Source organism: Burkholderia stabilis, assembly GCF_001742165.1.
GTDB lineage: Bacteria > Pseudomonadota > Gammaproteobacteria > Burkholderiales > Burkholderiaceae > Burkholderia > Burkholderia stabilis.
In genome coordinates, this window is the sequence record NZ_CP016442.1 from 3,019,412 (window position 1) to 3,034,115 (window position 14,704).

The following is a 14,704-nucleotide window of genomic DNA, read 5'->3' on the forward strand; positions in this document are numbered from 1 at the left end:
CTATGAAACGTTTCTTATTGTCTGCCGGTGGACTGAAATAGTTGTTAAAGAGTGTCATCGGCCATTTCGAGGAAATCTGTAATCGGTCGAAATTGCCGATCCATGCGCGTTCACTGTGTGACAGGTGAGGGTGCAGCCGGTTGCGCGGGCGGTTGCACGGAGGCCGGCGGCGCGGGTTGGGTCGGTTCCGCGGCCGGTGCGGTCGATGCATCGGGTGTCGCTGCTTCTGCAGGGGTATTCGTTGCGCCGTTTTCCGGTGATGCGTTAGATGGTACGCCTGGTGCAGCGAGCCTGCCATGCCAGAGCAATTCGATCTGCGCGCCGTTCGGCTCACTTTGCACGAGCCGCGCGGGCAACCAGCCGAGCGACGGCGCGAGCCACATGTCGATGCGGCGCGTGTCGCCGTCGCGGCGCGGCAGGCGCATGAAGTGCCGCGCGCCGATGGTGCCGGCCTGCGTCTGCACCTGCTCGTCGCCGATCACCGTGATCGGCCAGGTCTCGCCGCTGTTGTTGTCGATCACGAAGAACTGCTGCGTGACGCCGGGCTTGTATGCGGCAGGGTTGCCGCGCACGAGCCCCGACAGCTGCATCAGCATGCTGAAGCGGTCCTGCACGCCGTCGGGCAACGGCGCGTTGTTCGGCGTGCGCGTGAACACGACCTGCCGGATCTCGCGGTTGAAGATCGCGATGTCTTCCGGCCGCTTGCCGCGCTTCTCGACGTAACGGTCGGGCGCGACGCCGAATGCGTCGATACGGCCTTCGCTGCGATACGTGAACGGGCCGACGAACGGCACGGGCATCGACACCGACAGGTCGTAGGTGCGTCCGTCGGTGCGCCAGTGGATCGTGCCGATCATGTTCTGCATCCCGTTGTAGAACGTGTCGTACTGCAGGTCGCCGGACGGCGGCGCAGCGAACTTCACGCCGCTCGTCGCGGGGCCCGGTGTCGCGGCGCTGCTGGCGCCGGCGGCCGACGCGGCGTGCACGCCCGAGGCGCCCGGCACGCCGCTCGCCGCGGACGCGGCTGCTGCCGGCGGCTCGCCGTGCTCGGCCGTTTCCGTCGACGTGAGGACCGGCGCGAGCGCGGGCTTCGGTGCAGCGGCTTTCGGCTCGGCCGGTGCGGGCGCGGCCGGATGTTCGACCGGCTTCGGCGCGGGAGGCGCGGGTTGGCGCTCGATCGGTTGCGGCTTCAGCAATTCGATCTGGACGGGAATCTCGGCGGGTGCGGGTGGCGTGAACGAATCGCGGTTGCGCATCAGCCAGATCGCGGCGAGCGTGTGCAGCACCAGCACGACGACGAGTGCGACGGCCACGCGCAGCCAGCGGCGGGGCAGGGCGTGACTCGTGCGGGTGTCGGCAGGCTGCATGGGCATCGAAACGGGGTCGAGGGCGGTCGCGTGACGCCGGGCGCGCAGCGCGCGTCACAGGAATCGGACAGTCGGATACGCCGCGCGTTCGCGGCGCGTGTATCCCGGCGTACCGCGCGCGTCAGGCGTCGCGCGCGTCCGGACTATAGCCGAGTTCGTAAGACAGTTTCTGCGCGCATGCGCGCAGCGCCGTGTCGATCTCGCCGCCCCACGCGATGTCGAACGAGCCTTCCTGGCCGAGCGCGACGATCGCGAGCGCGAGTTCGCCGACTGCGTCGAACACGGGCATGCAGAACGCGTGGATCGTCGGCAGCAGCATCCCCTCGACGCGCGCGGCCTCGTGCTGGCGCACGTCGGCGAGCACCGCGTCGACCTCGTCGAGCGTGCGCGGGCCGCCGTGGTGCGGCGAGCGGCGCGTGTCGGCGAGTTCGCGCTCGAGCATCGCGGCGGTCTTGCCGCGCGGCAGGTACGCGGCGAACAGCAGCCCGGTGGCGGAGCCGAGCAGCGGCATCACGTCGCCGAGCTTCAGCGACGCTTTCGCCGGATGGCTCGACTCCATCCAGTGCACGATCGTCGGCCCCTGGTTGCCCCACACCGCGATGCCGACCGTCTGGTCGAGGCGGTCGCGGAATTCGGTCAGCGCGATCCGCGCGAGCTTCACGCCGTCGACGCGCGCAAGCCGCGCGAGCCCCATCTGCAGCGCGAAGCCGCCGAGTTCGTAGCGGCCCGAGACCGGGTCCTGCGACACGACGCCGAGCCGCGAGAAGCTGACCAGATAACGGTGCGCCTTCGCCGGGCTCATGCCGGCGCGCTGCGCGAGGTCGCGCAGCATCATCGCGCGCGGCTCGCTCGTCAGCACGTCGAGCAGGCGAAAGCCGACCTCGATCGACTGGATGCCGGAACGGACCTTCTCGCCGTGCTCGCCGGAGGCGGCGTCATCGGTGTCGGAGTCGGCGAGATCGTCGTCGGGAAGCGGGCTGGCGGGCATGGGCAACGGGTGCGCGAAAATGCGGCAAGGATCAGGGCGGAAGCGGCGTGCGCGATCGCGGCGCGCCGTACGGATTCACCATCGTAAAATAGATTCCCTCCATCGTCACTACAACGGCAGAACTCCCTATGAAACTTGCTTCGCTGAAGGACGGCACGCGCGACGGCCAGCTGATCGTCGTGTCGCGCGACCTGCACACCGCGGCGATTGCCGACACGATCGCGCCGACGCTGCAGCGTGTCCTCGACGACTGGGCGTTCTACGCGCCGCAACTGCGCGACCTCTACGACGCGCTGAACCACGGCCGCGCGCGCAATACGTTCGCGTTCGATCCGGCGAACTGCATGGCGCCGCTGCCGCGCGCATTCCAGTGGGCCGACGGCTCCGCGTACGTGAACCACGTCGAGCTCGTGCGCCGCGCGCGCGGCGCGGAGATGCCGCCCGAGTTCTGGACCGATCCGCTGATGTACCAGGGCGGCAGCGACGATTTTCTCGGTGCGCGCGACGACGTCGTGTGCCCGTCGGAGGAGTGGGGCATCGATTTCGAGGCGGAAGTCGCGGTGATCACCGGCGACGTGCCGATGAGCGCGTCGCCCGACGAAGCGCTGAAGGCCGTGCGGCTCGTCACGCTCGTGAACGACGTGTCGTTGCGCAACCTGATTCCGGCCGAGCTCGCGAAGGGCTTCGGCTTCTTCCAGAGCAAGCCGGCCACCGCGTTCGCGCCGGTCGCCGTGACGCCCGACGAGCTCGGCGAAGAATGGCGCGAAGGCCGCGTGCACCGGCCGATGATCGTCCACTGGAACGGCAAGAAGGTCGGCCAGCCCGACGCGGGCACCGACATGGTGTTCCATTTCGGCCAGCTGATCGCGCACGCGGCGAAGACGCGCAACCTGCGCGCCGGCTCGATCGTCGGATCGGGCACGGTGTCGAACAAGGACGCGAAGCGCGGTTACTGCTGCATCGCCGAGAAGCGCTGCCTCGAGACGATCGAGCACGGCGCGCCGCAGACGGAATTCATGCGCTACGGCGATACCGTGCGCATCGAGATGCTCGATACGGCCGGCAAGTCGATCTTCGGCGCGATCGAGCAATCGGTCGCCCCGCCCGACGGCGCCGCGTAAGGCGCGCGGCGCCCGCATCGCTTGCGCGAAACCCGGCTTTGGTCCGCGCGCCGGGTTTCGCCTGATGTTTGCCCGCGCGGGCTTGGCTACACTCGATCAAGCGCCAGGAGCAGCCCATGTCCGATCTCTCCGCATACAGCGGTTACGAAGCACTGAAGGTGACGCGCCGCGACCACGGCGTGCTCGACATCGTGATGAGCGGTGAGGGCGCGAACCGCAGCGGCCTCGCCACCGCGAACGCGCACATGCACCGCGAGCTCGCCGACATCTGGCGCGACGTCGATCGCGATCCCGACACGCGCGTCGCGGTGATCCGCGGCGAAGGCAAGGGCTTTTCGGCGGGCGGCGATCTCGCGCTCGTCGAGGACATGGCGAACGACTTCGACGTGCGCGCCCGCGTGTGGCGCGAGGCGCGCGACCTCGTCTACAACGTGATCAACTGCAGCAAGCCGATCGTGTCGGCGATGCACGGGCCGGCCGTCGGCGCGGGGCTCGTCGCCGGGCTGCTCGCCGACATCTCGATCGCCGCGAAGGATGCGCGCATCATCGACGGCCATACGCGGCTCGGCGTCGCGGCCGGCGACCACGCGGCGATCGTGTGGCCGCTGCTGTGCGGGATGGCGAAGGCGAAGTACTACCTGCTGCTGTGCGAGCCCGTGAGCGGCGAGGAGGCCGAGCGGATCGGCCTGGTATCGCTCGCGGTCGAGCCGGCCGACCTGCTGCCGAAGGCGTATGAAGTGGCCGAGCGGCTCGCGCACGGTTCGCAGTCGGCGATCCGCTGGACCAAGTACGCGCTGAACAACTGGCTGCGCTCGGCCGGGCCGACCTTCGACGCGTCGCTCGCGCTCGAATTCATGGGTTTCTCCGGGCCCGACGTGCAGGAGGGCATCCGTTCGCTGCGCGAGCGGCGCCCGCCCCAGTTCCCCGGCGACGCGCCGTTCTGACGCGCGCTATGATCGAACCACGCGCGGCTGCGCGCCGCAGGGCGGCCGCCTCGCTCCACCAGTCAACCAGGACGCCCGTATGACGACCGATGCCTCCGGCTCCAACCCTTTCGCCGGCTTTGCCGGCTTCAAGCCCGCCGACATGATGGACCGGATGTGGGACATGATGCGGATGTCGCCGTTCGGCGGGATGGCGTCGTTTCCGGGCGCCGCGCACGGGCTGCCGCCGTCGCTGTCGAGCATGTCCGACATGATGGCGCCGCTCACGAGCGTCGAGGAACTCGACAAGCGGATCACCGATCTGCGCGCGGTCGAGCAGTGGCTGAAGCTCAATCTCGGGATGCTGCAGTCGGCGATCCAGGCGCTCGAAGTGCAGCGCGCGACGCTCGCGACGCTGCGCGCGTTCGGCGCGTTCGCGCAAAGCTCGATGTCGGCGGCCGAGGAAGCGGCCGTCGCGGCTGCGCAGGCGGCAAAGGCCGCGTCGGCGCCGGGCGATGCGGCGCCGGCACCGGACGCCGCGGATGCGCCGCCGGCTGGCGATGCCGCGCAGCAGGCTTTCGATCCGGCCGGTTGGTGGAACCTGCTGCAGTCGCAGTTCAACCAGCTCGCGGGCCTCGCGATGGCGCAACCGGGCATGCAGCCCGCGGCGCCGGGCGACGTGCCGCCCGACGCGGCCGCACCGCCGGAGAAGGCCGCGAAGCCGGCAGCGGCGGCCGCCGCGCCGCGCAAGCCTGCCGCGAAACGCGCGAAGCCGGCCGGTTCGGCTGCGGAGCGCGCCGCCGCCGCTTCGTCGCCCGAAACCCGTCCGCCGAAGCGTTCGACGTGACGCGGCGCAGGTAGCAGGTCGATCATGCGGCTCGCGCTCGTTCTGATGGGAGGCGGCGCACGCGCCGCTTACCAGGTCGGCGTGCTGAAAGCGCTGGCCGAGATCGCGCGCGAGGCCGATCCGCAGCGGCACACGTTGCCGTTCACGGTCGTGTGCGGCTCGTCGGCCGGCGCGATCAATGCGACGTCGATCGCGAGCCACGCGGACGACTTTTCCCACGGCGTGCGGCGCCTGCTCGAGTTCTGGGAGCCGTTGCGCGCCGACTACGTGTATCGCTCCGACTGGCTCGGCATCGCGGCCGCCGGCGCGCGCTGGCTCGCGGCGATGACCTTCGGCTGGGCGGCGCGCCGTTCGCCGCGCGGGCTGCTCGACAACGCGCCGCTCGCGCACCTGCTGCAGCGCGAGCTGAGTTTCCACCGGATCGAGCAGATGCTCGAGGCGCGGCTGCTGCACGCGCTCGCGGTGACGGCGCTCAGCTATTCGAGCGGCCGGCACCTCACGTTCTACCAGGCCGCCGAGCCGATCCAGGCGTGGCGGCGCGCGCAGCGCACCGCGCGGCTCGTCGATCTTTCCGCGTCGCACCTGCTCGCGTCGTCGGCCATTCCGTTCGTGTTTCCGGCCGTGCCGCTCGTGCTCGACGGGCAGATCGAATACTTCGGCGACGGGTCGATCCGGCAGATCGCGCCGCTGTCGCCGGCGATCCATTTCGGCGCGGACCGGATCGTCGTGGTCGGCGCGGCCGATCCGCGGCCCGAGATCCCGGCCGCGAACGGCGCCGGCCTCGTGCGCGGCTACCCGACGCTCGCGCAGATCGGCCAGCAAGTACTCGCGAGCGTGTTCCTCGACTCGATCGGCTCGGACATCGAACGGATCGAGCACATCAACCGGATGATCGAGCACTTGCCGCACCAGATCGAAATCGACAGCGGCTGGCGGCACGTCGACGTGCTCGCGATCGCGCCGTCCGAGCGCATCGAGCTGATCGCCGCGAAGCACCTGAAGCAGATGCCGGCGGCGATGCGCGGGCTGCTCGGCGCGGTCGGCGGCAGCCAGCCGGCCGGCGCGTCGTTCGCGAGCTACCTGCTGTTCGAGGAGGCGTTCACGCGCGAACTGATCGAGCTCGGCTACGGCGACGGGCGCGCGCAGCGCGACACGCTCGCCGGCTGGATCGCGCAGGCGGACGGCGGCAGCGCGCCGGCTGCCGGCACGCCGCCGGAGGGCGGACTCGCGACGGGCGAAATACGGGTCTGATGCACGCGGTTGCGGGAAATTACGCGCAGTTGCGTTTTTGCGACGGTCGGCCGCGACCGATCGCCGCACCGCAATGGGCGGGGTGCGACCAGGCAGGCGTCTCGGAAGCGTCATACACGCGTGATATCATGGCCGCCGCCGTATACACCACATCGAGCAGCCCGCCGATCCGGCATCCGCACGGGAACCTTCGGGGAACCCGCCTGGGGCAGGGGACGGGCTCGCCACCGAGCCGGCCAGCGCCGGCCCCCAACTCAGGCAAGCGCGGCCGGCTCCGTTCGAACGGAGCGTGGCTGCGGCGTGCCCAACGGCGGCGACGCGGCCGCCCGGCTGCCGGACGTGGAATCAGCGTCCGGCGGGTCGGTTTCCCGCGTAAAATTAGAGTCTTGGCTGCAAAAAGCGCGCGTGGCGCGCTTGCGCGGCAACAGTCACGTTTAGAGAAGTCGCATTGCGCAGAACAGGGGTGGGACCATCATGAACACGATGCTTTATCCGGAACTTTACAGGTCGCTCGAGGCTGTCCGCTGGGACATGGAGAAGGACATTCCGTGGGACAAGTTCGACGCTTCGCTGCTCACCGACGAGCAGGCGAAGACGATCAAGATGAACGCGATCACCGAATGGTCGGCGCTGCCCGCGACGGAAATGTTCCTGCGCGACAACCAGCACGACAGCGACTTTTCGGCATTCATGAGCGTGTGGTTCTTCGAGGAGCAGAAGCATTCGCTCGTGCTGATGGAATACCTGCGCCGCTTCAAGCCGGACATGGTGCCGACCGAAGAGGAACTGCACGCGGTGCGTTTCCAGTTCGATCCGGCGCCGCCGCTCGAGACGCTGATGCTGCACTTCTGCGGCGAAATCCGCCTGAACCACTGGTATCGCTGCGCGGCCGACTGGCACACCGAGCCGGTCATCAAGCAGATCTACGAAACGATCTCGCGCGATGAAGCGCGTCATGGCGGTGCGTACCTGCGCTACATGAAGAAGGCGCTGAACAATTGCGGCGACGTCGCGCGTGCCGCGTTCGCGAAGATCGGCGTGCTGATGGCGTCGGCGCGCCGCACCGAGAAGCCGCTGCATCCGACCAACCTGCACGTGAATCAGGCGCTGTTCCCGCGCGACACCGTCCAGTCGCGCCTGCCCGATCCGGAATGGCTCGAGCGCTGGCTCGACGAGCAGATCCGTTTCGACGGCGAGTGGGAAAAGAAGGTCGTCGAGCGCATCCTGCACAACCTGTCGATCCTGTTCGAGCGCACGTTCGCGACCGCGCAGGAACTGAACCGCTACCGCAAGGAAGTCACCGGCCGCCTGCAAGCCGAAAGCGGTCCGTCGTCGGCGGCGCAACCGGCCTGAGGCCGGCAGGCGCCGCAGCCGGCGGGAGTCCGCCGGCCGCATTGCGCCGTTTCGCGTTTGACGCATGAAGCCCGCCCGGCCAGTCCGGCGGGCTTTTTATCTGGTGCCGCCGCATGGCGCCGTGTTGCCATCGCCGCGCGCCGCCGTTTCGTTCATCTCCCCGATCTTCATCATGTCCGCTACCTTCGAACGCAAGCTGATCACCCGTGACGCGCTGGTCGCCCTGCGCGCATCGCTGTCGTCGCCCGTCGTGTTCACCAACGGCGTGTTCGACATCCTGCATCGCGGCCACGTCACGTATCTCGCCGACGCGAAAGCGCTCGGCGCATGCCTGATCGTCGGCGTGAACAGCGACGCGTCGGTGCGCATGCTCGGCAAGGGCGACGACCGGCCGATCAACCGCGAGGACGATCGCGCGGCGCTGCTCGCGGCGCTGGAAAGCGTCGACTGGGTCGTGACGTTCGAGGAAAAGACACCCGTGTCGCTGATCGAGGCCGTCCGTCCGGACATCCTCGTGAAGGGCGGCGATTACGACATGGATGCGTTGCCGGAATCGGCGCTCGTGCGCGGCTGGGGCGGCCGCGCGCTGGCGATTCCGTTCGAGCACGATCGCTCGACTACCGCGTTGCTGAAGAAGGTGCGCGCGCAGCAGTCCTGAGCGCGGTCTGGCGCCGTCAGGGCGCCGACGCCGCGAGCGGCGCGGCCGTGACGGCCGGCGGCGCGATCGGGCCGCCGACGACGGGCTGATCGGCCGCCTGCGCAAGCGGCGTCACGCGCAGCGCGTCGGGCCGCACCTGCCGCGACAGCACGCCGGGCTCGCGCGGGCCGGCTGCCGGCAGCGGCCCGAACACGCCGCGCGCCACCACGAACGCGAGCATGTTGGCGAGAAAGAGAACAGCGATCAGCCAGCGCAGCATCGTCGAAACTCCTCGTCGTCATCGACGTCGTTCACGTCATTCGGTCGGGCCGGCAGCATGGCCGGCTCTTGCATGCCTTTCGGCGATCGTTCGCGCGGGCCGCCGCCGCGGTGCCACGCATTTCATCGTCACCGTGACGCATCCCCGCACGGGGTTCATCGCCGCGCGCCGGCGCGATGCCGGCGCATTTCCGTCAATCCCGTGCCGCTGCTTCCGCGGCAATCAGCGCGAGCCCGGACAGGATCAGCGCATCATGCCGCGTATGCGGGGCGGTCAGCGCGCGCGCGACGTCGTCCGCTGCGCCGCCTGCCAGCACGAGCCGCACGGGCGCCTGCCACGCGTCGGCGAGATCGCGCCACGCGCGCTCGATCAGCCCGGCCTGCGCGTACAGGCAGCCGGCCGACAGCGAGCGCGGCGTATCGACCTGGAACGGCTCGGCTCGCGCACCCGCGAGCAGCCCGCTCGCGACGTCGGTGGTCAGCGTCGGCAACTGCGCGGTGTGCGTGCCGAGTGCGCGCATCATCAGCGCCCAGCCCGGCGCGATCAGCCCGCCCGTGAAGCGGCCGTCCGAACGCAGCGCCTCAAGCGTCGTCGCGGTGCCGAACGTCGCGATCAGCAGATGTTCGCCCGGAAAGGCCGCGTGCGCGCCGATCAGGCCGGCCCAGCGGTCGCTGCCGAGCTGCTCGGGTGTCGTATAGCCGTTCGTCACGCCGCATTGCGTGTTCCGCGAGCGGATCGTCGTGCGCGGCAAGCCGGGCCAGCGCGCATCGAGCAACGCGTCGAGCCGCGCGGCCACGTCGGCACCGGCGACATTCGAGATCCATGCGCCGCGCGGACGCGGCAGGTTCGACCAGTCGGGATCGGCGCCGCCGTCGCGCGCGTGGCCGAATGCGCCCGTTTCGACGAGCGTGCGCTGCGCGTCGGCGAGCGCCCACTTGATCCGGCTGTTGCCGGCGTCGATCAGCAGGTGCGGCTCGCTCATTGCGCTTCGCGCAGCGACACGTCGCCGGCCGCGATCGCCTGCACGCCGTTCGGCGTGTCGAGCAGCAACTGGCCGGTCGCGTCGATGCCCGTCGCGATGCCGCGCGCACGTTCGACGCCCTGTTCGAGCAGCACGACTTCGCGCCCCGCGTAGGCGTGCAACGCGTGCCAGCGCGGCAGGAACGGCGCGAGCCCGTCGGTCCCGAACTGCGCGAGCGCGGGTGTGAGCGCGTTCAGCGATGCGGCGAGCGTATCGGTGAGGTTGGCCGAAGCGCACGCAATCGACAGCGCGGCCGGCGGCAGCCCGCTCGCGAGCGTCGCTTCGCGCGCGCGCAGCGCGTCGACCTGCGCGGCGACGGCTTCCGCGCCGCGCACGTTGATGCCGAAGCCGATCACGACGGCGGTCGCGTCGGCGGTGGTCCAGACGGTTTCGATCAGGATCCCGGCGAGCTTGCCGACGACGCGCGGCGTGCCGTCGTCGGTGGCGGTCAGCAGCAGGTCGTTCGGCCATTTGAGCGCGACGCGCGTGCCGGCGTCGAGCGGCAGCGTGGCAAGCCCTTCGGCGAGCGCGACGCCGATCGCGATGCTCAAGCCGCCGAGCGCATCGACGGAGCGCGGCACGATGCAGCCGACCGAGCACAGCAGCGCGTTGCCGGGCTGCGCGAACCACGGTCGGCCCTGCCGGCCGCGGCCGGCTGTCTGCTCGAACGCAACGCGCACGAGCGGCGCGGGCAGCGCGTTCGCGCTGCGCGGCAGCGCCTTGAGCCGGGTCGCGACGTCGGCGTTGGTCGAGCCGGTGGCGGCGACGATGTCGAGCGGCCACGCACGTGGCGCGGCGTCCAGGTGCGCCTCGAGCCGGTTGCGCGCGATGTGCGCGTCGCCGGAATCGGGCGTGTCGGAGGAGGTGGGGGCGTTCATGGCGCCTATTGTAGCGACAGGGGAAGGGGCGCGCGTTGGGCGGCGCACGCGACAGGCGGGGCATGCCGGCCCGCACGCGAACTGTGTCAGGCCGGCGCCGCGCCGCTTATTTCTTTTCCATCTGCTCCAGCGCCTTGATCTCTTCCTCGGACGTCATTTCGCAGGCGAGCAGCGTCTTGCCCTTGAGCGCCGGGCCCTGGCGGGCCGACACGAGGATCAGCGCGCCGACCGGACCGCGGGCGGTCAGCCGGCGCGCGTAGCCGATGGACGCAGCCCCCAGCAGATGGCCCTTCTCGCGGGTGAGCGGGTAGCGCTGCGCGAGCTGGCCGGCGACTTCGCCTTCCACGAGCACGCCGATCCCCGAACGGGTGAACACGACGTTCTGCGTCGTGAAGCCGTCCCGGCGGATCGGTTCCGGCAGACGAAAGACCGCCGCGCCCAGCATCGACTCGTCCGGCTTCGGATCGGCCGCTTTCGCGGTGTTGTAGATCGAGTCCATCAGGTCCGACGTGAACGGCGGCTTGCAGAGCGCGGCGTTGAAGAGGTCGGGATGGGCGGGCGGTGCGGCGAGCGCGACGAATGGCGCGGCGGCGATGGCGCCAAGGGCGGCGCGAAGCGCGGACAGGCGATCGGACATGGATGCAGTTCTCTCAGGTTTTGTTGTGAGGCTGCATGTCAAGACATCGACGCGCGCCGATCGACCGGCACGGATCGACCGGATGGCGGCACCGCACCCGGCATCCGGCATCCGGCACGCTCGCCCGCGCCCCGCGATCGACGTCGCCGGGAGGCGATCGATGCGCGGGGCGTCGAGTCATGCGTGCCGCGTCGCCGCGATCCCGCCGGCCCGCGCGTGCCGGAAAACCGTCACGGCGCGACGACCGGATGCTTCAGCGCATGCGCGGTCTCGATCCACTGCGCGTGGAACTCGTCCGCGTCGGGCCGCAACCCCAGCTCGCCGTTGCGATAGGCCATCGCAAGCGTCTGCACGGCTTCCGGCAACTCGTGTTCGGCGGCCCGGCGATACAGCGCGAGCGCGCGCGTCTCGTCGCGCGGCACGCCGCTGCCGTCGCGGTACGCGTTCGCGAGCATGAAGTCCGCGGCCGGAATGTCCGCGCGCGACGCGACGTCGAACCAGTGCGCGGCCTGCACCGGATCGGCGGCGATGCCGTAGCCGCTGCGGTAGATCAGCCCGAGGTAATACGCGGCGGCCGGGTCGCCCTGTTCGGCCGCTTCGCCGAGCAGCGCGCGGGCACGCACGTAGTCCTTCGGGATGTCGCCGCTGCCGAGCAGCAGTGCCTTGCCGAGCGCGAGCTGCGCGCGCCGCGCGGCGGGCGCGTCGGCGTGGCCGTCCGCCTGCGCGGCGGTTTCCAGCCAGCCGCGCCCTTCGTCGCGCAGCCCCGGTTCGCGCGCGTCGACGAGCGCGATGCCGAGCGCCGCCTGCGCGGCGCCCGAGCCGCGGCGCGCGAGGGTGCGCAACTGCGCGAGCGCGTGCGGCTCGGTGGCCTGCGTGACCATCGCCTGCCACTCGTCGAGCTGCGCGGCGCTCGGCGCGGGGCCGGCGCCGCGCAGGCCGGCCGCCGCGACGACGGCCGCGACGGTCACGGCCGCCGCCGCGAGCAGCGCGGCCGGCGGGAGTTTCGCGCGCAGCAGGCGCCGCGCGGCGGCGGCGAAGCCGGTTTCGGCCGGCCGCATCGTCCGGATCGGTTGCATCGCGTGTCTCATTGCGTGAGGTCGATCTCGTAGATGGCGAGGTTCTTGCCCGAGCCGTCGTCGGCCGCGACCTGCGTGATGCCGGTCAGGCCGGCCGCCGCTGCGTCGCCCAGACGGTTCGGCGCGGACGCGAACTGCACGTGCGCGACCGAGCTCGCGAGCTTCGTGAAGCGCCAGCTGCGCTGCGCGCCGTCCGCCGTGCGCGTGATCTTGCCGCGCTGCTTCACGAACGCGATCAGCACGTCGCGGTTCGCATCGGGCGACGCGAAGATCGTCTTGCTGCCGTCGAGGCCCGGGAAGTTGCCGCCGCCGCTCGCGCGGTAGTTGTTGGTCGCGACGATGAACTGCGCGTTCGGGTCGATCGGCGCGCCCTTGTACGTCAGGTTCTTGATCCGGCTGCCGAGCGGCTGCGTGACGTCGATTTCATACGCGAGATCGGCCGACGTGAACATGTCGAAGTTGTAGCCGGGGAAGGTGCTGACGAGCGGCTGTACGGTCGCCTTGGTCGGGTCGATCCGGTTGAAGCGCTTCGCGGCCGTCTCGAGCCAGTTCTTCACGTCGGCGCCGCTCACCTTCACGGCGTACACGGTGTTCGGATACAGGTACAGGTCGGCCGCGTTGTTGATCGCGAGCGCGCCCGGCGCGACGTCGGTGTAGTCGCTGCCGCCGCCGAAGCCGCTCTTGAACGGCGCGCTGACCGACAGCACCGGCAGCGACGCGTATTGCGGCAGGTTCGCCTGCACGTAGGTCTTTACGTAGTCGGCCTGCGCCTCGTTGACGATCTGGATCGCGCCCGGATCGCCGACATCCGCGAAGTACGAGTTCATTCGATAGTCGGTCGAGCCGATCGGCGTCTTCACGTAGTCGATCGTCGCCTGGTGCTCGGCGGCGATCGCGGCGGACACGGACGGGTCGGCCGCGACGTAGCTCTTGTCGGCATTCTGGATCGGCCGCGCCTCGACGGTCGTCTGCGACTTGTCGACGCTCCACGCCTTGCCGTCGAACTTCAGGCCGAGTTTGATCACACCGAGGTGCTTGCCCCAGTAGTTGGCCATCACGGTCGGCACGCCGTTGACGGTGCCCTTGACCTTGTCGACGCCCGGCAGGTTGAACTGCGACACGGTGCTGTTCGCGTCCGGGAACACCTGGTGCGAGTGGCCGATCAGCATCGCGTCGATGCCGGTCACCTTCGACAGCCACCAGCTGCCGTTCTCCATCGTCGGCGAATACGCGGAATTGTCGAGGCCGCCGTGCGAGATCGCGACGACGAGATCGGCGCCCTTCGCGCGCATCTCCGGAACGTACTTCTCGGCGGCTTCCTTCAGGCCGGTCGTGTAGACCTTGCCGTCGAGCCAGCGCTTGTCCCAGTTCATGATCGCGGGCGGCGTGAAGCCGATGATGCCGATCTTCACGGGCGCGCTGACCGTCTTGCCGTCCGGCGTGGTCGCCGTCACGGTGCGGGTCAGGATCGTGTATGGCGTGAACAGCGGCGCGTTGGTCTTCGCGCTGATGACGTTCGCGAGCACCTGCGGGAAGCTCGGGCCCGCGCACTTTTTCTGCTGGGCCGGCGCCGGCAGGCCGTCGACCTCGAACGTGTTGCCGGTCACCTGCGACAGGTACGGCAGCCCGTAGTTGAATTCGTGGTTGCCGATCCCGCCGCCGTCGAATTTCGCGGCGTTCATCACCTTGTAGATCGCGAGCGTCTGGTCGCAGCCGATCGGCTTCACGAGCGCCTGGTAGTCGGACAGCGCGGTGCCCTGGATCGTGTCGCCGTTGTCGAGCAGCAGCGTGTTCGGGTACTGCGCGCGCGCCTGTGCGATCAACGTCGACACGCGCTCGAAGCCGAGCGAGTTGTCGGCGGCGAGCTTGAAATAGTCGTACGACAGCACGTTGGTGTGCAGGTCGGTCGTCTCGAGCAGCGCGAGCGTGGCCGTCGTGCCGACGGGCGCCTGGGCCGCGGGCTGCGACGGCGGCGGGGCGGTGACGTCGTCGCCGCCGCAGGCGGCGAGGGTGAAGGCAAGGCTGGCGAGCGCGGCGGCAGTCGCCACGCGGTGGCTGGAAAGCGGGGTGAGACGCATCGGTTGTCCTGTTCGGTGTTCTGTTCTGATTTGGCGAGGTGCGCAACGAAATGGCGGCGCGGGGCGCCGACGGCCTGATGTGCGGCGCGTGAGAGTATCGAAAGGAAACGTGACGGAAGAATGAAAGGTGATGACGCGGGCCGCGCGCCGGGGCGGGCGGCGGCTTCCGGGCCGCCCACGATCGGGCTTCGTCGGCCAGGCTTCGCCGGGCAGGCGGCCCCGGTCGACCGTCCCCGGCCGGGTGCCC

14 protein-coding genes are annotated in these 14,704 nt (G+C 70.0%); 6 read left to right on the forward strand and 8 right to left on the reverse strand.

Going from position 1 to position 14,704, the window contains the following annotated elements:
* Positions 1–110 precede the first annotated feature (110 nt).
* Together BBJ41_RS14080 and BBJ41_RS14085 are read right to left on the reverse strand one after the other, a co-directional pair.
* On the reverse strand, positions 111–1,373 hold the full coding sequence (locus BBJ41_RS14080; RefSeq protein WP_069746905.1) for a DUF3108 domain-containing protein: 1,263 nt from the start codon (positions 1,371–1,373) through the stop codon (positions 111–113).
* Between the two features lie 115 nt (positions 1,374–1,488).
* The gene (locus BBJ41_RS14085; RefSeq protein WP_069746906.1) at positions 1,489–2,355 is read right to left on the reverse strand and encodes an IclR family transcriptional regulator; all 867 of its coding nucleotides are present in this window, start codon (positions 2,353–2,355) and stop codon (positions 1,489–1,491) included.
* 128 nt (positions 2,356–2,483) lie between these two features.
* Here BBJ41_RS14085 and BBJ41_RS14090 point away from each other — a divergent pair, with 128 nt between their 5' ends.
* The 6 genes from BBJ41_RS14090 (at position 2,484) to rfaE2 (ending at position 8,508) form a co-directional block, all read left to right on the forward strand.
* Positions 2,484–3,476 (forward strand): fumarylacetoacetate hydrolase family protein, encoded by a 993-nt coding sequence (locus BBJ41_RS14090; protein ID WP_069746907.1) that lies wholly within the window; start codon positions 2,484–2,486, stop codon positions 3,474–3,476.
* A gap of 116 nt (positions 3,477–3,592) precedes the next feature.
* Positions 3,593–4,420 carry an enoyl-CoA hydratase/isomerase family protein gene (locus BBJ41_RS14095; RefSeq protein WP_069746908.1) on the forward strand — a complete coding sequence of 276 codons (828 nt, stop codon included), beginning with the start codon at positions 3,593–3,595 and terminating at the stop codon, positions 4,418–4,420.
* 79 nt (positions 4,421–4,499) lie between these two features.
* Positions 4,500–5,246, forward strand: coding sequence for a PhaM family polyhydroxyalkanoate granule multifunctional regulatory protein (locus BBJ41_RS14100; protein ID WP_069746909.1), 747 nt, complete (start codon positions 4,500–4,502; stop codon positions 5,244–5,246).
* A gap of 24 nt (positions 5,247–5,270) precedes the next feature.
* On the forward strand, positions 5,271–6,497 hold the full coding sequence (locus BBJ41_RS14105; protein ID WP_069746910.1) for a patatin-like phospholipase family protein: 1,227 nt from the start codon (positions 5,271–5,273) through the stop codon (positions 6,495–6,497).
* Between the two features lie 474 nt (positions 6,498–6,971).
* Positions 6,972–7,850 (forward strand): ferritin family protein, encoded by an 879-nt coding sequence (locus BBJ41_RS14110; protein WP_034189181.1) that lies wholly within the window; start codon positions 6,972–6,974, stop codon positions 7,848–7,850.
* Between the two features lie 172 nt (positions 7,851–8,022).
* Positions 8,023–8,508 carry a D-glycero-beta-D-manno-heptose 1-phosphate adenylyltransferase gene (rfaE2, locus tag BBJ41_RS14115; protein ID WP_069747706.1) on the forward strand — a complete coding sequence of 162 codons (486 nt, stop codon included), beginning with the start codon at positions 8,023–8,025 and terminating at the stop codon, positions 8,506–8,508.
* 16 nt (positions 8,509–8,524) lie between these two features.
* On the opposite strand, the gene BBJ41_RS14120 is transcribed toward rfaE2, so the two are convergent.
* The 6 genes from BBJ41_RS14120 to BBJ41_RS14145 form a co-directional block, all read right to left on the reverse strand.
* Positions 8,525–8,767 carry a hypothetical protein gene (locus BBJ41_RS14120; RefSeq protein ID WP_069746911.1) on the reverse strand — a complete coding sequence of 81 codons (243 nt, stop codon included), beginning with the start codon at positions 8,765–8,767 and terminating at the stop codon, positions 8,525–8,527.
* A 193-nt stretch (positions 8,768–8,960) separates the two neighbouring features.
* Positions 8,961–9,749 carry a type III pantothenate kinase gene (locus BBJ41_RS14125; RefSeq protein WP_069746912.1) on the reverse strand — a complete coding sequence of 263 codons (789 nt, stop codon included), beginning with the start codon at positions 9,747–9,749 and terminating at the stop codon, positions 8,961–8,963.
* Complete coding sequence (locus BBJ41_RS14130) at positions 9,746–10,666, reverse strand: biotin--[acetyl-CoA-carboxylase] ligase (protein WP_069746913.1); 921 nt, start codon at positions 10,664–10,666, stop codon at positions 9,746–9,748. Before BBJ41_RS14130 ends, BBJ41_RS14125 begins: the two co-directional genes overlap by 4 nt.
* A gap of 106 nt (positions 10,667–10,772) precedes the next feature.
* A complete protein-coding gene (locus BBJ41_RS14135) occupies positions 10,773–11,303 on the reverse strand; it encodes a hypothetical protein (RefSeq protein ID WP_069746914.1) in 531 nt (176 codons plus the stop codon).
* 230 nt (positions 11,304–11,533) lie between these two features.
* Positions 11,534–12,379 (reverse strand): tetratricopeptide repeat protein, encoded by an 846-nt coding sequence (locus BBJ41_RS14140; protein WP_069746915.1) that lies wholly within the window; start codon positions 12,377–12,379, stop codon positions 11,534–11,536.
* Positions 12,380–12,387: 8 nt separating this feature from the next.
* Positions 12,388–14,457: a bifunctional 2',3'-cyclic-nucleotide 2'-phosphodiesterase/3'-nucleotidase gene (locus BBJ41_RS14145; protein WP_069746916.1), complete on the reverse strand. Its 2,070-nt coding sequence runs from the start codon at positions 14,455–14,457 to the stop codon at positions 12,388–12,390.
* Positions 14,458–14,704: the final 247 nt, after the last annotated feature.